The following is a 21305-nucleotide window of genomic DNA, read 5'->3' on the forward strand; positions in this document are numbered from 1 at the left end:
TTATTTAAATAAGGAATATCTTTTATGCGTTGATACCGGTAATCATGAATTTTTTTAGTTTCCGTTTTACACACCGGGCACTTATGAGGACTTACTGGTTTAGAAATACTTATCTCATAATAGTTATCATACTGCTTGACATCATCGATGTTTACATCTTTTAAAAAAAGCAAATTTTTGTTAAACTGAAATTGCATTGGGAAGAATACCTCCTTTATGAGTGGTTTTGGTTGTTTTTATTAACAGGTATTCGACCCAATGCTTTTTATTTTCCTTCTCCTACCCCAACATTTATTATAGAACCTATTTTTAAAGGCTTATTTTTATCTGCCCGGCGGGCAGGGATTGAGAAGCGCGATCGGCAAGCTGGAATTAGCCTGAAGCCGGAGCATCCTTCGGGAGATACTTGCTTAAGAGATAGCTGCCTGGTAAAGCAGGGAGCAGATGTTTAAGGAGACAGGGAAACCACCGTGGGGAGCCGGATATAATAGCCTGTATAAAGGGAACAGATATTTAAGGGAACAGGGAGCCCGGTGAGGCCGGCTGGCAAAGCCTATCCTGAAAAGGACAGCCGGGATTGATATAATACCAAATATTTCGAATCGTAACGGATTTTAAAAAAAGAACCGTCCCCAAGTGTAAAAGCCGGCAGGGGGCTGCCGGCGGGAAAATGGGGGAAGGGAAGGGGGCTAGGACAGCGGGATTTCGGTGATTTCGCGGGCGATGATGTAGGCGGAAGCTTTTGCGGTGATGTCGCCGCTGCTGGTTAGGAAGATGTTTTTGCTGACGATGCTGTTCATGACGGCATTTACTTCGGCAGCCTCCAGGTCTTCGCGCGCTCCGCTTACCCTTATGCGCTGGGTTTTATCCCCTTCGGTCTTGAATTCCATGACCAGAGTCCTTTCGATGGCCATTTGGGCAAACCTCCTTTCTTTTTAAGAATCAGGGATTTAAGGCTATTCAGTTATTTCGACCGTGCTTACCTTGTATACGGCCAGGCTGTTTTTCTCCTGCAGGCCGATGATCCCCTGGGCTACGGCATAGACATCGTCATCGCTGGCGGTAAGCTTTACGTTTTTGTATGAAAGTCTTTTGGTCAAGGGGCGGCCGGTAGTGGAAGTTCCGTTTTCTAAGAGGACTACCAGGTCGTTCTGTACCGGTATGGACTGGGCCATTTTTTTCACCTCCTCCTGATTTTTTAAGGTGCGCACCTTCTGGTTTTATTCTAGCGGGGAGAGGGAGAAAAGGAAAAAGACGGAAAAAGGATTTTTCCCCTAATTTTAGAACAAATGTTCTATTATAAGGAGTTTTATGCTAGAATGAAGAAGAATTTACCAGAAGCTTGAGGAGGGATAAGAGAAAATGGGCGGAGTAAGGCTGGAGATGATAAGAGATGAGATTATCGCTTTAAGGCCGGTTTATACGGAACGGGGGGATGCAACCGAGGTGTATCTGCGATGCGGGGAGGTAAAACTTTTCTATGCCGGGATAAAGTCGGTAAGGAGGAGTTTCCTGCGCAACTATGCGGTGGACCTTTCCGGACAGCAGGAGATCTTAGCTGAAGAGCTGAGTAAGAGCAAGCTGCTTCCTTTTTACATAGGGATAAGGGTTTTTGTCCCCCTGAAGATGAGAAAGACGGTGAGCAAGCATGATATGGTAAACGGCTATGTGGAGGTGGGGGAAGTTAGGGATTTCAAGGCGGTGGACAGGAATTCCTGCGTTCTTAACCTGAAAAGCGGGCTTAGCATTCCCTTAACCTGCGGGGAGGAGACGGTGGTAAAAAGCCTTTATCAGGGAGAAAAGCTTAAAGAGAGGCTTATAAAGGAAAAGCAGGAGAAGGAAGGGTATGTTTACCAGCAGGATAATCCCCTTTTGGCCCTGGTTATGGAGATGGAGAGAAGGAGGCAGGAGGAGGGGTAAGAAATTTGCAAAAAAATTTTTTAAAAAAGTGGAACCTTTAAGAGGGATACAGCGTCATAAATAGCAGCCACGAGTTAGTGGGGGTTGGAGATGGCTTAACTTAGGCTCTCACTGATCACCTGGAGAATACGGAGAAAGGGGGAATGAGAGAGAAAGAGCCATCTTAAGATTAAGACCACCTGGATCACCTGAGAAATAAGGATTAAAACATACCATAAAAAAGGAGGAAAAGAAGTTGATAAAAGCAAGAAGTAAAAAACTTTCCATACTGCTCGTTCTTGCTATGCTCATGACCATGTTTGTGGGTCTGGGGACAGCGAGTGCGGCGACTTATTCGGCTACTGAGGCAAAGGTAGTAAGTACAGGAAGCAATCAAAATTTAGCATCTATAATAATTGATTTTCCAACATTAAATGTTGGGACTCATAAAGCAGTAATTAAATTGCCGGATAGTTTTGTTATAAACCCATTAACAGGTGATAGAGTAAGTAACTTAAGTGACGCAAGTGGTGGAGGAAATGTATTTACTAACGATGTTCCCAAATACAATTTTAATTTGGGTGTTACTCTCCAGGACAATGATACGATCGAAATAAATGGCAAAACCTTTACAGTTGATTCTTTACACACAAATGGTGGAACACTAGGTGATTTTGTTTTTGATGGTAGTGCTGCAGATTTAGCTGCTGCAATAGCTGCTAATAGTTCGACGGTTGGGTTTACGGCTGCTGTAAATGCTGGGACGATTACACTTACTTCTGTTATTCCCAATGGACCGCCTGCAGTAGTGAAGTCATCTAGGTCGGGGGCCATAACTAATTTTGGTGAGGTGTCTGTAGCAAGTAATAAATACAGACTAACTCAGTTATCGGCAAACCAATTGCAGTTTGAAATAAATAATAGTAGTACAATAAAAACAAATGTTAAATTTGCTATAAGTCTGAATACTGTTTATATTCCTAATAGTGCTGAAAAAGAGATAAAAGTAAATATTCTGAAACTCGATGGCGATTTCGGTGATGGCCTTGGTATACTTGTGGGTAAGGTTTCTGGTGGTGCAGTAGATGTAATACGCACTGATCCCGGGACTTTCCAGGCTGGAGAATCGGGAGTATTCACAATTAATATTAGGGAAGATGTAAATGGTGCATTAGAAAGAAGTGCAAATTCACTTAAGTTTAAACTTCCGAAGGGTGTAACCTGGGTTAATTATGACACCAATCTTTATTATTTCCCTGGGCTTACTGCTGTTGATAAGCTTAACCCAGGTGATCCAGATCCCGTAGAGATTAGTGGAGATACGCTTACAATTAATGCAGATAAACTTAGTATCAATTCTGGTAAACAAACTTTTACCATAAAAGTAAAAATCAACATCGACGCTGACGAAGCTCAATTTGGTGATATCGTAGCCACTATTTCCGGAAAGACAACTGCTAACCAGAGTTCTGTGCTTCTGGGAACCTACAAAGATTATGGCTACACTGTAAAAGCTGAAAAACCGGAAACTGAAGTTATTGCCGGACGTGCTGATGCCGAAATCAGCAAGATAATAATTAAGGAAAATGTAGCAGGAAGCCTTGTAAACGGTAGAACAGTTACCATTAAACTCCCGGACGGCGTAGAATTTGCTGATCCAACTTTCAATGGAAAAACTGAAGCTGGCAGTCTGGTTATGAATTTTAGCAGATCAGCTAGTGATAAATCTAAAGCTACTGCTACTATAAGTAATAGTGGTTCAACTGCTGGCGAAGTTTCCCTTAAAGATGTAAAAGTTAAAATCGCTGTTGACTTTACTGGTGACATCGTCGCCAAATTCAGCGGCAGTGCTGGAATCAATGATGAAATAGTTGTTGCTAAAGCTGTAGCACCTGTTACTGTAACTGCTGATGTAAAAGATGTAAAGATCGGTGTTCAGGGTCAGGCTGCTGGCAATATAGTAATCAAGGAAAACAAAGCCGAAGCTATAATGAAGGGCACGAAAACTATAGGCACCGATTCATTTGACAGAACATTAATATTAGAACTGCCGGCTGGTGCTAAATGGGATAAACTCCCGACTGTAAAGGTTACTGAAGGAGATTTAACTATTGATTCTGTAACCAGAGCTCTTGATAACAGACAGGTAGTAATAAAAATTAAATCTGATAGCAGCAAACCTTCTGTAATTACAATCTCTGATGTTTTCTATACCCTGGATCGTACAGTTCCAGAAGGAGCTCTCAAAGTATCTGTAAAAGGTTATGCTATTGATGATGCTAATATTCTCAACAGAACTACTGCAGCCAGTGTGGTTGTTGCCAACTGCGTAACCCCGGCTCCGGGTGAAACTATCGGTTCCGGCGAGTTCAAGATCGGTTCCAACATCTACTATGTTGGCAGCACCAAGAAGGTTATGGACGTAGCTCCTTACATCAAGAACAGCAGAACTTATGTACCGATGAGATACCTCGGCGAAATCCTCGGTGCCGAAGTAGTCTGGGATGATGCTGCAAGAACTGTAACCCTGACCAAGGGCAGTGATGTTGTAGTATTCACCATCGGCAGCACCACCTACACCGTAAACGGTGAAGCCAAGACTGCTGATGTAGCTCCTGAAATCACCAATAGCAGAACCATGCTGCCGGCTCGCTTCGTAGCTGAAGCTTTCGGAGCTCAGGTTGGCTGGGATCCTGCAACTCAGACTGTTCTCATCCAGAAATAATTAAGCCGCAAGGCTTTAAGCAAAAACCCTGTACCTAAAGTGCAGGGTTTTTGCGTTTCTGTAATTGACCGGCGGGTCGGGAAAAGATATAATGAAGAAAATGGCAGCAAGGGGGAAAATGAATTGAGAAGGAGAGCCGGGATATTTTTTTTATTCCTATTTTTATTCAATATACTGCTGGGGGTGCCTTCTGCCCGGGCGGAAGATAAGCTTACCCTGGAGGAAGCAGTAGCCATAGCGAAAAAGAACAGTAAAGCCCTGCAGAAGATTGAGCTTGATATTGAAAGGACGGAAGAGGTTAGAAAATCAGCGGCGGAGAAGGTGATGTATATTCCTTCCGGGCCTACCGACCCAAGGGCAGCAGCAGCCTGGACAGGACTGGTAATGGCTGATGTTTCGCTGATGATGGCCAAGAAGAGCAAAGGGGTAGAAGAAGATAAGATATATATGCAGGTTTTGCAGAAGTACCTGGAAGTCCTGAAGGCGAAAAAAGCCTATGATTATGCCATAAAGTCAAGGGAAAACAGCGATTTTAACTTCCGCATCAGCATGTTTTCCTATGATGCCGGGGTTATAAGCCGCAACCAGCTCCTTCTGGCGAATGCAGGAAACCGGATAAGCGACCGGGCTTTAGCCAGTGCCAGGGTAGAGCTGGATAAGGCGTATAGCGAGCTTAACCAGCTTTTGGGCTGGGCGCCGGAAAAGAGGTATGAGCTGGTGTGGGAAGAGGATTTTGCCATACTGCAGGTTGAGGATCCGGATCTGGAGATCGTGCGCATAATGGACAACAACCCGGCAGTCTGGCTGGCTGAGCAGAGGATAAACCTGGCCCGCTTGAGTTTGGACCTGTACAGCTGGAGCGACCCTAACCGCGAGCCTTACCGGGCAAAGGAGATTGATGTGGAAAAAGCTGAAATTGATGCCCGCACAGTGCGCCAGCAGATGAGAGATGGGCTTTTCAGCCTCTATCAGTCGATCCGGCAGCTGGAGGAAGGGTATAACCTGGCTTATGAAACCTTAAAGACAGCGGAGATGGAATATAAGAATACGGAAGCACTTTATAATGCCGGGATGGCAACCCTGCTTGAACTTAAGAATGCCGAACTCAAGCTGGAAAAGGCGCGGATGGAACTGGAAAAGATTGAACTTCAGCATTATATTTTAAAATATGCTTTTTATCATCCCTGGGCTTATAGTGCAGGCATGTAGAAAGATAGTTTTTTGAAGGAGGGGAATTTTTTGCTGGCCTGTAAGATGAAAAAGTTGGGGGTACTTATGCTTATAGCCCTGCTCCTCGTTCTGCCCGGATGCAAAAAGGAGGCGGAAGAGGAGAAGGAGGTTCCGCTTACGGTTACGGTAGCGGAGGCGAAGATGCGTGATATTACGGAAAGGGTAAGGTATGCCGGGTTTGTGAAAGGCGTATCGGAAGTGGCTGTTTATCCAAAAGCAGCAGGAAAGATTGCCGAGATATATATAAAGGAAGGGGATTATGTAAGTGCCGGGCAGGTTATTGCCCGGATTGACAGCAGCGATTATGAGGTGGCACTGCGCCAGGCGGAAGTAGGCAAAGAGGCGGCGGAGGTGCAGCTAAGAAGCGCCGAGTCCAATCTGGAGCGCATCCGGATGCTCTATGAAGCCGGAGCAGCCTCCAAGCAGCAGCTGGAAGGAGCGGAAACGGCTGTGGAGTCGGCAGAGGTTGCGGTCAAGCAGGCTCTGGCTGCCATAGATGCGGCGTCAGTGCAGGTTAATAACTGCACGATAACTTCCCCGATAAGCGGGGTTGTCGGACGGGTCAATGTGGAGCGGGGAAGCATGGTCAGCCAGCAGGTTCCCTTAACTTCGGTTGCGGATGTATCTTCCCTGGAAGTGGAGATTATGGTGGGAGAAGCCGACATTAATTATATAACCCCGGGGCGGGAAGTTGAGGTTATGGTGAAGGCAGCCCGGGAAAAAGCCTATAAAGGGCGGGTAGTTTCGGTTTCCCCGCTGGCAGACCCGATGAAGAAGAGCTATCCGGTAAAGGTACGGATTATGGATAAAGATGACCGGATAAGGCCGGGGATGTTTGCCGAGGTGGAAGTGGCAGCGCGCGCGAAAGGAAGTGTGCTTGCTGTTCCCCGGAACGGGATAGTTGCTAAAGGGGCGCGGAAGGTAGTTTTTGTTATTGACGAGGAGAACCGGGCCCGCATGAAGGAAGTAGAAACAGGGCTTTCCGGTCGGGATTATGTGGAAATCGTCAAAGGGCTTAAGGAAGGGGAGAGAATCATCGTTAAGGGCAATACCCTGGTCGATGAAGGCACCCTGGTCCGGGTGGCTGGGGGTGAAAAGTAGATGAAGCTGGTAGAGTTTGCGGTAAAACGCCCGGTTACCATGACTATTCTGGTGGCGGTAATTCTTATTCTGGGTTTTTTCACCTATGCCAAACTGCCGGTTGATCTCTATCCTGACATGCAGATTCCGGTAGCCATGATTTCTACTTCTTACCCGGGAGCCGGCCCGGAAGAGGTGGAAGAAAGGGTATCCAAGCCGATTGAAGGAACAGTTGCCACCTTAAGCAATGTGAAAAAGGTGCAGTCAACTTCCAGTGCCGGCAACTCCACGGTGGTGGTTTTTTTTGAATGGGGCACGAATATGGATAGTGCCATGCAGGATATCCGGGAAAGGCTGGGGCTGGTAGAAACCTGGCTGCCGAAAGAGGCGGAAAAGCCGTTTGTCTTGAAGATTGATCCCAGCCTGATGCCGATTATCCAGCTGGCGGTAAGTGCGGAGGAAAATCCGGAAAGACTGCGAGATATTGCGGAAGATATTATCATACCCCGCCTGGAAAGGATTTCCCAGGTAGCGGCTGTTTACTCTACCGGAGGAAAGGCGCGGGAGATAAAGGTGGAGGTAGATCCGGTAAAACTGGAGAGCTACGGGCTTTCCATGGCCCAGGTAGCCCAGGTGTTGCAGATGGAAAACTTTAATATGTCTTCCGGCAAGGCGGACAGCGGGGAGAGGCAGTATTTTGTGCGTACCCTGCAGGAGTTTGTCCAGGTAAGCGATATTGGGGAAACGGCTATTATTACCCCGCAGGGGAATACGGTCTATCTTAAGGATATTGCCCGCATCAGCGAAGGGTACAAGGAGCAGGACCAGCTTACCCGCGTTAACGGGAATTCGGCTTTAGGTATTCATGTAATGAAGCAGACTGGTGCCAATACCGTAGCTGCCAGCCAGGCGGTGCACCGGGAAATAGAAAAGCTGTCAGGAGAGCTGGGCAAAGATATAAAGATTGATTTTATCTTTGACCAGGCAGATTTTATTAAAAGCTCCATAAGCAATACGGTGAATATGATTTTAAAAGGTGCTCTGCTGGCTATGCTGGTCCTTTTCCTGTTCCTGCACAATATGCGGAGTACCCTGATTATTTTTGCTGCCATACCGCTTTCGATCATCGCTACTTTTATTATCATGTATTTTAGCGGTTATTCGGTAAACCTGCTTACTATGGGCGGTCTGGCCTTAGGGGTAGGAAGGATTGTCGATGATTCGATCGTGGTTTTTGAAAATATTTACCGCCACCGCAGTCTGGGACTTCTCCCCCGGGAAGCGGCGGTAAAAGGGGCGACAGAGGTAGGAGGGGCGGTTATCGCTACCACCACTACTTTGCTGGCGGTATTTTTGCCTATTGTTTTTGTGGAAGGCTTAGCTTCCCTGCTCTTTAAACCGCTGGCCCTTACCATTTCTTTTGCCATGATATGCTCGCTTCTGGTAGCCCTAACCGTAATACCGCTTCTCTCTTCCCGGGTCCTGACTGATGCCTCCATGCAGAGGGCAGCCGAGCCCAAAGGAAGGATAGGCCGGGTGGTCAAGAAGTTTGCCGATTTTATGGATAATTTAGGGGAAAAGTACCGCATTTTCCTTGCCCGGGCTTTAAAACGGCGCAAACTGGTAGCCCTGGTGGTAACGGTGCTCATGATCGGGGCTCTGGCCGCGGTTCCCCTGGTAGGAGCTGAGTTTATGCCGGCTATGGACTCCGGGGAGATTTCGGTAAGGATAAAGACCGATAAAGGAAGCAGCCTGGCGGCTACGGATGAGATAACTAATGCGGTGGAGGAAAAGATCCGCGAAGTGCCGGAGGTAGAAGTTATTTTTACCAGTGTCGGACAGTCCAGTTTTATGATGAGCGGGGGCGGACATACAGACAGCTCGCTCCTCTATGTCAAGCTTACTGACAGGAAAAACCGGGAGCGGGGAGTTGACCTGGTAGCAGAAGAGATAAGAAGGGAGCTTTCCCTCATCCCGGGAGCCAAAATCGAAGTTAGTGTAATGGATCAGTCGAGCAACATGGGTTCCGGCAGCGGCGGCCCTATAAATATCCAGGTACGGGGGGATGACCTTAATACCTTAAGGGAAATCTCCAGTGAAGTAGTAGAGATAGTAAAGAAAGTTCCCGGCACCCGGGAGGTTACCTGTTCCCTTACCGATGGCAGCCCGGAAATAAGGATCAGGGTGGACCGCAAGCGGGCAGCGGCCTTTAATCTTACACCTATGCAGATTGCAGGTGAGATAAAAAATGCCATGGAAGGGACGGTAGTTACCCGCTACAAGGCCGAAGGGCAGGAAGTAGATGTAAGGATCAAGTACCTTGCGGCCGGGGAAAAAGATATTGAGTACCTGAAGAATATCACTATCATGTCTCCGGTGGGAGGAGTTAAGCTTTCGTCCCTGGCCGTTTTCGAAATGGGACAGGGGCCGGTTAGCATAACCCGGGTGGACCAGGTAAGGCAGGCGGATATAAACGGCTACCTTTTGAACCGGGATTTAAAGAGCGTAATAGATGATATAAAGAAGGAAACAGATAAGCTTACCCTGCCGGCCGGATATAGCATCGAATTTGGCGGGCAGGCCGAGGATATGATGGAAAGCTTTTCTAGCCTGGCGGTGGCTCTGCTTCTTGCCATCATCCTGGTTTATGCAGTTATGGCCGTGCAGTATGAATCGTTTTTTGATCCGTTTGTCATCATGTTCTCGGTGCCGACTGCTTTTATCGGGGTAGTCTTAGGGCTGCTCCTTACCGGGCGCAGTTTCAGCGTGCCGGCTTTTATCGGGGCGATTATGATGGTTGGGATCGTAGTTTCCAATGCCATCGTCTTTGTGGACTATCTTAAAAAACTGCGCGAACGGGGGATGGAACGGGAAGAAGCCATCCTGGAAGCCGGACGGGTAAGGTTAAGGCCCATACTGATGACCGCCTTTTCCACCATCCTGGCCATGATACCTCTGGCTCTGGGCTTAGGTGAAGGCGGCGAGGCGCAGGCCCCCTTAGCTACGGTAATCATAAGCGGGCTTCTGGTATCTACCCTCATAACCCTGGTCCTCGTCCCTGTCGTCTATTCCGTATTCGACGACCTCAGAGGACGCTTCAGGATCAGGGACGTCAAAATCGACAAATAAAAAAACTATTACGATTCGAAGAAGATTTCAAATTAGGGACGGTTCTTTTTTTAAAAAACAATTACGAGTCGAAAGTTTTGCTGCGGGGGGCAGGCATATAATCAGGCAGGTTCTAAAGGAGAAAAGAGGAGCAGGTCGAGGTACGGGCGGCAGAGCCGGGGAAGGCCATGGAGATAGGGAGAAAAGGCAAAACTTTGCGTCAGGGATACTGGCAGCAGGGGCTTTAAGATGGGGCAAACACTTCCGGGCGTGAAAGGCAGGGAATAGGAGTTCTGCCGGTACAGGAAGCGGCAGGAGAGAAGATGTTTGCCCTGCCGGATCGGAAAAGACGGGAAATGGAATGCAGGATGATGTAAAAAGGACGGAGTCAGACGAAGGAATAAGAGGGAGCAGGAGAGTCCTGCTTCCTTTTTAAATACGGGGATGGTTCTTGTGGTTCTGGTTGAAGGGAGGTAATAGTTTTGAGCAGGATGCGGGAAATGGATGACAAGAAGGCCAAGCGGGAACTGATTCTGGATGCGGCGGTCAGGGTTTTTTCGCGGCGGGGATATCATGAAGCCCGCATGGAAGAGATTGCTCTAGAAGCCGGGATAGGCAAAGGGACGATATATGAATATTTTGACAGTAAACTTACTCTTTTCCAGGAAGTGCTTGGCAGAAGCCGGGATATATATTATAATTCACTTGCGATAGAAAATGAAAATAGTTTGAGTTTGCGGGAAAAAATCAGGCTGGTTTTCTTAAGCCATATCCGGTTCTGTCAGGAGAATAAGGAGCTTACCCGGGTAGTATTCTGGGATACGGAAATTATGGATGAAGAGCTGAAAGCCTGGTCTTATGAAAAGCGTAAAGAAAAAGAGAGAATGCTCTCCGAGGTGATCGAAAAGGCGATGGAAGCCGGGGAGATAAGGGGGATAAATCCCTATGCCTTAACCCTGGTGATAACCGGGGCTCTGGGAGCACTGTGGCTTCCGATTGTCCTGGAAGAATGGTCAGGAGATGCGGAAAGCCTGGCCGGGGAGCTTACGGATATTATTTTTGAGGGGATAAAAGGGTAGGCGGTTTTGGGAAGACTGGCTAAAAGAGGCGATTTTTCGGCTGGTGCCGGTTTGAAGGAGCCGGCAGAAGGCCGGGGATGTTTATTGAAGTAAGGCCGGGCGGGGATGCTGTTTCGGGCGGAATAGGCTTAAAATAAGATGGGCCGGGCAGGCTATTTCTTATGATTCAGGATGGGAATAAGATGTCCGGCCGGTCTGTTTGCGGACAATAATGGGACAAAGGTGGGGAGTCATGAGGAGAAGGTTTATATTAGGGATTATAATCTGCATGGGGATATGTTTAGGGCTATCTCCTCATGCGGCTCTTGCTTTTTCTGACCTTAAGGGGCACTGGGCCAGGATGCAGGTTGATCACCTTCAGGCGCGGGGGATAGTAAAAGGTTATCCGGATGGGAGGTTTAAACCGGATAATCCTATCACCCGGGCGGAGTTTGTTACTATGCTGGTAAATGTCATGCATAAGGAAGAGGAAGCCAAAAAGCTTGCCAGGGCAGCATCTTCTTTTAAGGATGTGCCGGTTGGCTTCTGGGCGAATGGCTACATAGAACTGGCGCGGGAGCTGGGTTATGCTTACGGCGATGGGGAGCGTTTTTACCCGCAAAGGCATATTACCCGACAGGAAGCGGTAGTTATGCTGGTAAACTGCCTTTTGCGGATAGGAGCAGAGGCGGAGATACCAGGAGAGATGAGCTTTGCCGACAGTGCTGAGGTGGCAGAGTGGGCAAAGAGGGCGGTAGCCTGGGGAGTAGATTACGGGCTTATTTCCGGCTATCCGGACGGCACTTTCCGGCCGGGCCGCAATTTAAGCCGGGCGGAAGTGGCGGCTCTTATGCAGGAGTTTCTTGATATTACCGGGCAGAAACACCATTTCTACGGAAAGCTGGTGGATATAAACCTGCCTTTGCGGCAGGCCAGGTTTGCTACTTCCTGGGGAGAAGAAGTTTTTGAAATAGCAGAATATGTGAAGGTTTATCGCCAAGGGGAGAAAGAACCGGTTACGGAACTGGTGCTGCCGGTGGAAGGGTATTTTGACCTTAATTCTGCCGGCAAGCTGGCGTTTTTTTACCTGACGGAAAAAGAGAGCGGCGAGGTAATTAAGGTCGATTTGGCATCAATTTACGGGCGGGAAGCCCGGGTGGATGAGGACAGGGTTTTTGTCAAGCTGAATGAGGAAGAGGAACTGCCTAAGGAAGGCGGGATTGCAAACCCGGCAGGAAGTCTTGACTGGACGAGAAGGGCTATGTATGCCGATCTTCTGCGCAAGGAAACGGGGGCCAATGGACGGGGGATACTTATTGCCGTCATTGACAGCGGAGTGGATCCAGGGCACCCTGATCTCATGCAGACTGAAGACGGGTTTGTCAAGCTGTTTGATTTTATCGACCTGACTGATGAAGGCAAGGTTCACCTTAATTATTACGGCCGGGCGGAGAATGGCTTTATAACCGTTGACGGCCGCAAGGTTGATGTGCGGGGGATAGAAAATAAAGATGACTATTTTATCTGGGGCTATTTAAATGCCTATTCCCTGCCGGCAGCCGTGCGCCAGGAACTGCCGGGGGATAAGATTTTAGTGGTGGCAGCGGCTGCGAAGTATGCGGGATATTACGATACTTTGTATATTGATACTAATGGCGATGGGCAGATTAATGATGAAATAGGGCTTAAAAAATATAGTGAGGAATATCAGGTGATTTCCCTGCCCGCAGGAAGCCGGCCGTTTAACCTGGTAGCAGCCGAGGTGCCGGGGGAGAAGAGGTATGCGGTTCTGGGTTTTGACAGCCTGGGGCACGGCACGGCGGTAGCCGGGGTGGCTGCAGCCAGCGGTGCGGTCAAAGGGATAGCTCCGGGAGCGCAGATTATGGCGATAAAGGTTATGAACAGCATGGGGGTTGCCTATTTAAGCCAGCTGGAAGAGGCCTTGAAGAGAGCTGCGGATGCCGGGGCGCGGATTGCGGTAATAAGCATGGGGCAGTACAGTTTGAGCAAAGAGCAGAAGGATTACATAAGGCGGATAGCCGGGGAAATGCATTATAAATACGGGATGATTATCTGTATGGCGGCCGGCAACCAGGGGCCGGGACTGGGAACGGTGGCTCAGACGGCGGCGATAGGCGGGGTTATAAGCGTGGGGGCTTATGTTACCCCGGAGATGCTTGCCCATGATTATGGCCTGGCGATTGAAGAGCCGCTTATCTGGTATTTCAGCTCGGCCGGGCCGGGAAGTGACGGGATGGCTACTCCGCTGGTGGTGGCTCCGGGAAGTGCTTATACCACCTATCCTCTGTGGAGCGGAAGCCCTTATAAGCTGGTGGAGGGAACCAGCATAGCGGCTCCCCATGTGGCAGGGGGGGCGGCTCTCCTTCTGCAGGCGATGCGGGATAAGCTCTACCGCCATGATCCGGTTCTGGTTTACCACAGCCTGCTGGCGGGGACGGTGGAGTTGCCGGGCTATCAGGCAGCTGAGCAGGGATTTGGCGCGGTAAACCTCTATAATTCCTGGCGCGAGCTTAAGAATAAGAAGGAGCGGCCGCAGGCTTATGTTATGATGCAGAAGGATGTCAGGGGAGAAGAAGGATACGGATTTTATACCCGGGAATTTATACCCGGCAAACTGGAGATCAGGCTCAAGAGCTATGTGGGGGAAACCAGGAGTTTGGCCATTGGCGGGCTGGGAACTTTTATGCAGCCTGAGCAGTACAGTTTGAAGCTGGCTCCTTATGGGGAGCGGAGTTTTACCATGCAGTACCGGATACCTGATCAGCCCGGGCTTTACAGCCATTTTGTGGTGGCTGATGATTATGAAACCGTAGGCTGGGATGCGTTTATCCTGCAGACGGTGGCGGTGCCGTATGATTTGGCAGCTGGGGAGGATAAAAGGTTGCTGGTAGAAGGAAGGCTGGCTGCCGGAGGGTTTAAAAGGTATTTCATAAAGGTGCCGGAAGGCATGGAGGAGCTGGTTTTGCGTTTGCAGGTGGGGGAAAAAGGACGGGCCAGGATGCATGTCGTGTCCCCGACGGGAGAACACAAGGTGAGCAATTATGCCGGGGTAGGAGAAGTGGCGACGAATTCGGAAGTTGAGCTTTCCTTTGCCAGCCCGGAGGCGGGTACCTGGGAGGTAGTAGTCTACAGCTCGCTTACCTTGAGCTATTTCGGACTGCGGGAATCTTCCTATACCCTGGAGGCGGAACTTAAGGGAGAAGTAAAAGAGAAGGAAAAACGGCCTTATCAGTATCTGGTGACTGCCTACCGTTCGCCCAAGGCGGAAAGGGCAGGCACCCCCCTTACCCTTTTCTTCTGGCACTACAATACCAAAATGCCGGGAGACGGCATGGTCCTCATCGATAACCGGTTGTACCAGATTACCGGTGGGGTGGTGAGGAAGTAGGGGGATTTACGTGAGTGAGGAATTTAGAGGCGAGTGGGTAGCGGGGGCGGGTAGCGGGTAGCAGGTAGCAGGTAGCAGGGGCGGGGGAAATGGCTATGAGTAATGGTGAATGGTTGATGGATAAAGTGGATAATGGATAATGTTTAATGGGTAATAGGTAATAGTGAAGGTAATAGGTAATAATAGGTAATGGGTAATGAGGAATGGGTGAACGGCAGTTTTCTTAAAGAAGAAAGTGGCGATATGGTGAAAAAATGAGATGATTACCGCCTCCAAGGTGATGGCGGCAAACAGAGGAACCGCAAAGCGAGAGAAATCGCTAAAGCGGTTCCTTTTTTTATTTGGGGATGGGGGTGAGGGGGAGTTCTGGGAGAGAATTGTGGGGAAAGAGGTTGTGGGGGAAGAGAGGAAGGGGGGATATGGGGTGGGTTTGTGGAGGGAAGAGGAGAGGGAGGGGATGTTCTGGAAGGAGGGTTGTGGGGGAAGGGGTGCGGGAAAAGAGGAGGGTGTTACGAATCGTAACAGATTTTAAATTGGGGACGGTTCTATTTTTAAAAAGTATTACGAAACGAAAGATTTTGTCGGCATATTTACAATGGGAGATAAGCAGGGGAAGCAGTAAAAATGGGGATTTTACGGGGGGATGAGGATTTCCGGCGGGGTTATCGGGGATTGGGAGACGGGATAAGGAGAGGAGAAAGGGCAGGATAAAGGATGAGGTAATGGAGGGGAAAATAAAAAATGGATGGGAGAATAAGAAGCAGCCGGAGGCTTTGGGCAGGTTATAGGGAAGGGGGGATAGGGATAAGGAGTTTATTTTAAGAGAAGTGGGGGGGGGAAGTTTTTAGAGAGGAGATGGAGGATTTTTTCAGGATGATATAGATAGTTTGGCAAGGGAATTTTAAGGGGATTTTACGATTCGTAATAGATTTTAAAAAAAGAACCGTCCCCAAATGAAAAAGTGTGGTAAAATATAACTGTATCGGGATTTTCTTTATTTGGTTGGGGTGTATGGTTGCGAAGATTTAAAGGGAGCAGTTTACGGAAACTGGTTTTGAGGTGAAAATAATGCCGAGAGTTATAAGTTTGATCAATTTGAAGGGCGGAGTGGGAAAAACTACGCTTACGGTAGCTTTGGGGGAGTTTTTTAGCCTTTGGCACGGACTTAAGGTTTTGATCATAGATACTGACCCGCAGACTAATGCCACGGTGGCCCTTATGAGCGAAAAGGAATGGAAACGAAGGAATGTAAAGGGCCAGACGCTTCTGGGGATTTTCAAGGATGAGGTGGATAAATACCAGGTTTTTTCCCCGCAAGAAGCGATTGTGAAAAAGGTTTCCAACATAGGAGGCGGAATCGACAACCTGCATCTTTTGCCTTCCAGCCTGGATTTGATCGAGTTTCAGGAAGAGTTTTTGTACCGGAGGCATGATTATGAACATGTTTTCCGGCCTTCCCTGCTTAAAGAAAGGCTTGAAGAGGTTTTGCACTGCTATGATCTGGTGCTTATTGACTGCCCGCCTGATTTGGGATTCATAACCCGCAATGCGCTGTATATGAGCGATTATTACCTGATACCGGTCATTCCCGACATCCTTTCTACTTACGGCATTCCCCAGATTATAAACCGGGTGGAAAAATTGAAGAAAAAAACGGGGATTGGTCTGGAGCCTTTGGGCATAGTGGTAAGCAAGTTTCGGGTGCAGTCAAATGTGCATAAAAGCCAGCTCAGGCTGCTCCGGGCCCAGGCAGGACAGGGAGGCTACCGGCGGGTTTTTGATACAGTGATTCCGGAAAATAACCAGTCGGCAGCGGTAATGGATTTTAACCACTCGTTTGCGGGATTAGAGGATAAATACGGCTATAAAAGGCCTTATGAGGAGTACAAGGCTTTAGCAGAGGAGGTTTTGGCATATGTCTAAAGATCTGGCCGGAGCCATGGCCGATTTTTTGCGGCTTTTGGCGGAAGAAGTGGAAAGGAACCGGAGTTTGGCCAAAAGGCTGGCGGTGCCTTTTGAGGAGTTTCTGGCGGAAGTGAAGGAAAAGGGGGTAAAAAGCAGGAAGAAAGCGAAAGCAGAGGTGCCGGAGGGCTTTGATCCGTTTAAGGTTTACTATGATAAAGGAAGTGTCGGACTTTATGAAGCACTGGCTTCTTTTGATGCTGCTACCCTCAAGGCGATTTTAACTTCTTTTGCCCTGGACCCTTCCCGGAGCTATACCAGGCTTCGCAAACCGGAAAAACTGCGGGATCTGATTGTGGAAAAAGTAAAGGCTATGGGAGAAAGGGGCGAAGCTTTCCGGGATCTTTGAGGGAGGGGTCAGTTGGAGTATATTTCGAATCGTAACAGATTTTAAATTGGGGACGGTTCTAAATTTAAAAAGTGTTACGAAACGAAAGATTTTGTTTGGGGTAGGGGATGGGTTTGGTTTTAGAAAGAGGCAGGAAAGGATGTTTAAAGAGTTATCGGAGTAAAATCTCGGAGTAAAATCGTAGGAGATGATTTTAATTTTAAAAAGGGCAGAATAGGCGGGAGATGGCAGAGATTATTGGGGGTATTGGGGAGTATTGAGGAGTATTAAGGAGTATTAAGGAGTTTTTACGAATCGTAATAGATTTTAAAAAAAGAACCGTCCCCAAATGAAAAAAAGGGGGAGATAAGGTGCCGCGGAGCAGGAGGATTAAGAGCCAGAGTGGATGTTATCATGTTATTCTGCGTGGGAATGAGAAAAGGCCTATCTTTTTGGATGACGAGGATAGGCTACGTTTTCTTTCTACTCTGCAGATTAAGAAAAAACAGCAGGGGTTTTGTGTTTATGCTTTTTGTTTGATGAATAATCATATACATTTGATGCTGGGAGAGCAGCAGGCGGATCTGTCAGATATTATGAAAAGGATAACGGTAAGTTATGTTGCGTATTTTAATAAGAAGTATGAAAGAATAGGGCATCTTTTTTACGACAGGTTTAAAAGTCAAAATGTAGAAGATGATCGGTATTTTTTGACTTTAGCCCGCTATATCCATCAGAATCCGGTAAAGGCAGGATTGGTTAAGCATCCGGGTGATTACAGGTGGAGCAGCTATGGGTGTTATCTGGATGAAAATGATCCTTTCTGCAGGATCGTAGATACTGACATGCTTTGGGAGTTGCTGGGGGAAGGGGGAAGAGATGCTAGGAGGGAATACGTGGAGTTTATGAATCAACCGTTGGAAGAGGATTTTGCTTTTTTGGAGGAACCTATGGACAAAAAAGAGGCGGTTTTATTATGGGAGCAGATGCTGCAGGAGAGAAAGCTGTTGAGTAGAAGTGGTTTGCTAGATTATGAGGATAAGCTCTATATTTTGCGGGAATTTAAGAAGAAGACGGGATTGTCTGACAAGATGATTATTGAAATAACCGGGATGAGCCGTTATATGCTGCGCAAAGCAATGAGGTTAAAGAAAGATGAGGAGGGAGAAAGGTGATTTTAGGGGAGGAGATCGGGGATATTTCGAATCGTAATAGATTTTAAATTGGGGACGGTTCCAAATTTAAAAAGTGTTTCGAAACGAAAGATTTTGTTTGGGGTGGAGGATGGGTTTGATTTTGGAAAGAGGCGGAATAGTCGGGAGATGGTAGAGAGTATTGGGGATTATTGGAGGAGTATTTGAGAGTTTTTACGAATCGTAATAGATTTTAAAAAAAGAACCGTCCCCAAATGAAAATTTATTCCTGCATAAGCTTTTCTACCCGCATGATGTAGCGGTTAAGGAGGTCCTGCATTATCTGTGGGTCCATGCGGCCGCCGTGGTATTCGGTTTCGAAAAAGCGGCGGGGGAAACGAAGTTTTCTAAAGTCAAAGCCCATTTTGGTTTTTATCTCCAGTTTAAGTTTAAGTATGCGGCGGGAAGTGGAGGAGAGCTCCTCCTTACTTATGCTGCGCCCGATAGCCTGGAAGGCTTTTTCTATGGTTTCCATGGTATATACATTGCGGGCAAAAAGGCAGATTATAAGGCTGTTTAAGAGACAGCGCATGACTTCTTCATGGAATATGGCATCCACAAACTGATCTCGGTCTTCAATGCTGTATTTCTGGTCTACGGCATAGCCGGCATTGTCCAGGTGGGAGTGTCTGGCACCTACGGCCTGGCCCAGAACGGCTCCATAGCCGGTATGATAGCCGGTCATTTCATGTCTCCCCAGGGCCATGGCATAGTCTAAACCTCCGTAGCGGCTGGCGGCAGCTTCTACCCCCAGGCGCAAGGTTTGGTAAAGGTCGTTTTCGCTGTGAATGAGATTTTCTATAACCTTGAGATAGCCCTCGGTATAGCCGAAATCGAGGCTGGTTCCGATTTCTTCTTCTTTGAGCAGGCTGTTTTGATAGGCTTCGGTCATCCAGCCCATTAAAACTCCGGTGGAAAGGGCATCTAGTCCGTAGTTTTCCACTTTTTCGAGCAGGCGGAAGAATTCGGCTTTGGTCCGGGTGCCGATAAAGCTTCCCAGGGCATAAATAGGTTCATAGTCGTAGCTTAAGGCATTGGAGGCGTATTCATGGCTGTACTGGTCAAACATGGTGCGATACTGGCCGATGTGGATACAGCCTACCGGACAGCCGACACAGGCCATTTTGCGCACCAGGGTTTCTTCAGCAAAGGCTTCCCCCGAAAGTTCTTCGGCAAATTCAAAACTGCCGGCCGTCAGGTTGCGGGTAGGCAGAGCCTTCAGGTCATTAAGGGGCAGAACATTAGCCGGAGTCCCCAGGCCATGGTATTTTTCCATGATTTCAGTGCTGGTAACCTGCTTATATATTTCCCGGTATACCTGACGGTAGGTTTTAAAGTGCGGTTCGGGAATAGGATAATAGTTGTCCCCGCTTACTACCAGCGCTTTCAGGTTTTTGCTGCCAAAAACGGCTCCTGCTCCTAAACGGCCGAAATGCCGGTAGGTATCGACATTTATGCCGGCAAAGCGCACCATTTTTTCCCCGGCCGGCCCGATGCGCAGGATGGAGCGAACCCCCCGTTTTCCTTCTTTTTCCCGCAGGTAGCGGCCAGCTTCTTCTACTGTCGTTCCCCACAGGGGATCGGCATTTTTTATGCGCACATCACGGGACCCGATAGTTATGTAAACGGGTCTGTCCGCCCGGCCTTTGATTATGACGGCATGGTAGCCGGAATAGAGAAGGGCCATAGCCAGCCTTCCCCCCGCATAGCTTTCGCCCAGGTTGCCGGTTAGCGGTGAATAAAAAGCACATACGGTTTTGGTTATGACCGGATAGATGGTGGAAAGGGCGCCGATAGCAAATATTATGGGCTGACAGGGATCTAAGGGGTCCTGGTTGTAGTCTATTTCTTCATCCAGGAGTTTCATGGCCACCCCTACCCCGCCCAAATAGGGTATAAGGTCTTCTCTTTCTTCGATTTGGAAACGGCGGGAAGTTAAATCTATTTTGAGCACCTTTATAAAAGGGGAGTTAAGCATTTTCCTTCACCTCCACCAGCTTTATGATTTCATGGGGACAGTAGTCGGCGCATATTCCGCAGTGCAGGCACATGATGATTTTTCCGGTAGCAGGGTTAAGTTTTATATAGCCGATAGGACAAGCCTGAATGCAGCTTTCGCATCCGTTGCATTTGGAAGGAGTAAATTTTACCCCGCCTCCTCTGCGGGGAGTTAAGGCGCCAAAAGGACAGCTTTCGGAACAGGGGGGATTGGAGCAGGCCCGGCAGATATCAGCTGTCATCTTGCTCTGCAGGCCGCCGCGGGTTTTTATGCGGATGGCGGCATACTGCAGGGAGAAGGTTTTGAATACTTCACGGGCACAAGCCTGCATACATGAGTAGCAGCCGATGCATCTTTCCATTTCCTGTGTTTTTAGGACTTTGGGCATGTGAGAATACCCCCTCTTTGCAGAATGTTTTGTGACCAAAATAACTTTTACTGTATTGTACTACAACTGGGGCGATAAGAAAACGGCAAAAAAGGAGGGGATCAGGCCCGGTAGAGCTGAATTTTTATACAGGTTTTATACAAGAGTTTTCAAATTGAGCAAATGTTCAAAACCGATAACCTCCCCGGTTTCGCGGCTTGACAAAAATTTCTTTATAATATAGCCTTGTTTTAAAAGTAGTAGACAATAGCCGGGGTGCGCGAAAAATGGCAAGACGGGGGGATTTTGATGGATAAGGCTTTAGTGGAAAAGGCGAGGGAGCTTTTGAATGCCAACTATATCTCCACCACTTTAAGTACGGTGGATAAGGATTACAATGTGAATATTGCGGTGATTTCGGTTCTGGAAATGATTGATGATGAAACGGTTATCTGTGCACGTTTTGGAGCTGACAGGACATATGCTAATTTAAAGGAAACGGGCAAAGGGGTTTTTATGGTATTATTGACTGATGGGGAAAAGAGCAAGGATGGGATAAGGGTTTATGTCGAACTGATAGGTGATTATACCGAAGGGGAATACTATGAAAGGATAAAGGAAAGGCTTCTTAAGACCAGGTATGCTTCTTTTCCACTCAAAAACTGTTTAGTTTTTAAAATTACTGATATACTGCCGGTTTCCCTGCTTAAGAAATAGGTTGGGAATGGAGAACGGTTCCGAAATGCAAAATATTTCGTATCGAAATAGATTTCAAATTGGGGACGGTTCTTTTTTTAAAAAGTGTTTCGAAACGAAATATTTTGTTCCTATCGCGGGGATGATTTTGATTCTAAATTTGATTCTAAAAATGGAAGATAGATGCGTGGCGGCTTATGATTGGTGTCTTTATAAAGATTTCATGAATTGTAATAGTTGAAAAAACCGTC

At 47.7% G+C, this 21305-nt stretch carries 17 protein-coding genes; 12 read left to right on the top strand and 5 right to left on the bottom strand.

What is annotated here, in order from left to right:
* From BUB92_RS08195 to BUB92_RS08210, 3 genes are all read right to left on the bottom strand, one after another.
* On the bottom strand, positions 1-197 hold a 197-nt coding region (locus BUB92_RS08195; RefSeq protein ID WP_200774219.1), incomplete at its 3' end, for a transposase family protein.
* Positions 198-689: 492 nt separating this feature from the next.
* Positions 690-914: a DUF2922 domain-containing protein gene (locus tag BUB92_RS08205; RefSeq protein ID WP_084728422.1), complete on the bottom strand. Its 225-nt coding sequence runs from the start codon at positions 912-914 to the stop codon at positions 690-692.
* Between the two features lie 42 nt (positions 915-956).
* Positions 957-1175, bottom strand: coding sequence for a DUF1659 domain-containing protein (locus BUB92_RS08210; RefSeq protein ID WP_073092703.1), 219 nt, complete (start codon positions 1173-1175; stop codon positions 957-959).
* Positions 1176-1362: 187 nt separating this feature from the next.
* On the opposite strand from BUB92_RS08210, the gene BUB92_RS08215 reads away from it, so the two are divergent.
* From BUB92_RS08215 to BUB92_RS08265, 11 genes are all read left to right on the top strand, one after another.
* Positions 1363-1920, top strand: coding sequence for a hypothetical protein (locus BUB92_RS08215; RefSeq protein WP_073092706.1), 558 nt, complete (start codon positions 1363-1365; stop codon positions 1918-1920).
* A 235-nt stretch (positions 1921-2155) separates the two neighbouring features.
* A complete protein-coding gene (locus BUB92_RS08220) occupies positions 2156-4624 on the top strand; it encodes a copper amine oxidase N-terminal domain-containing protein (RefSeq protein WP_073092709.1) in 2469 nt (822 codons plus the stop codon).
* Between the two features lie 123 nt (positions 4625-4747).
* A complete protein-coding gene (locus tag BUB92_RS08225; RefSeq protein WP_073092712.1) occupies positions 4748-5833 on the top strand; it encodes a TolC family protein in 1086 nt (361 codons plus the stop codon).
* A 30-nt stretch (positions 5834-5863) separates the two neighbouring features.
* On the top strand, positions 5864-6955 hold the full coding sequence (locus BUB92_RS08230) for an efflux RND transporter periplasmic adaptor subunit (RefSeq protein WP_073092715.1): 1092 nt from the start codon (positions 5864-5866) through the stop codon (positions 6953-6955).
* Positions 6956-10063 (top strand): efflux RND transporter permease subunit, encoded by a 3108-nt coding sequence (locus BUB92_RS08235; RefSeq protein ID WP_073092718.1) that lies wholly within the window; start codon positions 6956-6958, stop codon positions 10061-10063. It abuts the gene before it with no gap.
* A gap of 470 nt (positions 10064-10533) precedes the next feature.
* Positions 10534-11121: a TetR/AcrR family transcriptional regulator gene (locus BUB92_RS08240; protein WP_242939029.1), complete on the top strand. Its 588-nt coding sequence runs from the start codon at positions 10534-10536 to the stop codon at positions 11119-11121.
* A 232-nt stretch (positions 11122-11353) separates the two neighbouring features.
* Positions 11354-14509: a S8 family serine peptidase gene (locus tag BUB92_RS08245; protein ID WP_073092724.1), complete on the top strand. Its 3156-nt coding sequence runs from the start codon at positions 11354-11356 to the stop codon at positions 14507-14509.
* A gap of 259 nt (positions 14510-14768) precedes the next feature.
* On the top strand, positions 14769-15041 hold the full coding sequence (locus BUB92_RS08250; RefSeq protein ID WP_073092728.1) for a hypothetical protein: 273 nt from the start codon (positions 14769-14771) through the stop codon (positions 15039-15041).
* Positions 15042-15577: 536 nt separating this feature from the next.
* Entirely contained in the window at positions 15578-16432 is an 855-nt protein-coding gene (locus tag BUB92_RS08255; RefSeq protein WP_073092731.1) for a ParA family protein, read from the top strand.
* The gene (locus BUB92_RS08260) at positions 16425-16820 is read left to right on the top strand and encodes a hypothetical protein (protein WP_073092734.1); all 396 of its coding nucleotides are present in this window, start codon (positions 16425-16427) and stop codon (positions 16818-16820) included. Before BUB92_RS08255 ends, BUB92_RS08260 begins: the two co-directional genes overlap by 8 nt.
* 350 nt (positions 16821-17170) lie before the next feature.
* Positions 17171-17974 (top strand): REP-associated tyrosine transposase, encoded by an 804-nt coding sequence (locus BUB92_RS08265; RefSeq protein WP_073092737.1) that lies wholly within the window; start codon positions 17171-17173, stop codon positions 17972-17974.
* A 241-nt stretch (positions 17975-18215) separates the two neighbouring features.
* Here BUB92_RS08265 and BUB92_RS08270 read toward each other — a convergent pair whose 3' ends face one another.
* Both BUB92_RS08270 and BUB92_RS08275 read right to left on the bottom strand, forming a co-directional pair.
* Positions 18216-19970: an aldehyde ferredoxin oxidoreductase N-terminal domain-containing protein gene (locus BUB92_RS08270; RefSeq protein WP_073092740.1), complete on the bottom strand. Its 1755-nt coding sequence runs from the start codon at positions 19968-19970 to the stop codon at positions 18216-18218.
* The gene (locus tag BUB92_RS08275) at positions 19963-20379 is read right to left on the bottom strand and encodes a 4Fe-4S binding protein (RefSeq protein WP_073092743.1); all 417 of its coding nucleotides are present in this window, start codon (positions 20377-20379) and stop codon (positions 19963-19965) included. The genes BUB92_RS08270 and BUB92_RS08275 overlap by 8 nt, the downstream gene beginning before the upstream one ends.
* Positions 20380-20667: 288 nt before the next feature.
* Here BUB92_RS08275 and BUB92_RS08280 point away from each other — a divergent pair, with 288 nt between their 5' ends.
* Positions 20668-21075 carry a hypothetical protein gene (locus BUB92_RS08280; RefSeq protein WP_073092746.1) on the top strand — a complete coding sequence of 136 codons (408 nt, stop codon included), beginning with the start codon at positions 20668-20670 and terminating at the stop codon, positions 21073-21075.
* Positions 21076-21305: the final 230 nt, after the last annotated feature.

The organism is Thermosyntropha lipolytica DSM 11003 (genome assembly GCF_900129805.1).
Lineage (GTDB): Bacteria > Bacillota > Syntrophomonadia > Syntrophomonadales > Syntrophomonadaceae > Thermosyntropha > Thermosyntropha lipolytica.

Coding starts and splice junctions, on each gene's coding strand:
- BUB92_RS08280 (WP_073092746.1), top strand. CDS start 20,668: ATGGATAAGGCTTTAGTGGAAAAGGCGAGGGAGCTTTTGAATGCCAAC.
- BUB92_RS08270 (WP_073092740.1), bottom strand. CDS start 19,970: ATGCTTAACTCCCCTTTTATAAAGGTGCTCAAAATAGATTTAACTTCC.
- BUB92_RS08250 (WP_073092728.1), top strand. CDS start 14,769: ATGATTACCGCCTCCAAGGTGATGGCGGCAAACAGAGGAACCGCAAAG.
- BUB92_RS08210 (WP_073092703.1), bottom strand. CDS start 1,175: ATGGCCCAGTCCATACCGGTACAGAACGACCTGGTAGTCCTCTTAGAA.
- BUB92_RS08260 (WP_073092734.1), top strand. CDS start 16,425: ATGTCTAAAGATCTGGCCGGAGCCATGGCCGATTTTTTGCGGCTTTTG.
- BUB92_RS08235 (WP_073092718.1), top strand. CDS start 6,956: ATGAAGCTGGTAGAGTTTGCGGTAAAACGCCCGGTTACCATGACTATT.
- BUB92_RS08205 (WP_084728422.1), bottom strand. CDS start 914: ATGGCCATCGAAAGGACTCTGGTCATGGAATTCAAGACCGAAGGGGAT.
- BUB92_RS08255 (WP_073092731.1), top strand. CDS start 15,578: ATGCCGAGAGTTATAAGTTTGATCAATTTGAAGGGCGGAGTGGGAAAA.
- BUB92_RS08245 (WP_073092724.1), top strand. CDS start 11,354: ATGAGGAGAAGGTTTATATTAGGGATTATAATCTGCATGGGGATATGT.
- BUB92_RS08275 (WP_073092743.1), bottom strand. CDS start 20,379: ATGCCCAAAGTCCTAAAAACACAGGAAATGGAAAGATGCATCGGCTGC.
- BUB92_RS08240 (WP_242939029.1), top strand. CDS start 10,534: ATGCGGGAAATGGATGACAAGAAGGCCAAGCGGGAACTGATTCTGGAT.
- BUB92_RS08215 (WP_073092706.1), top strand. CDS start 1,363: ATGGGCGGAGTAAGGCTGGAGATGATAAGAGATGAGATTATCGCTTTA.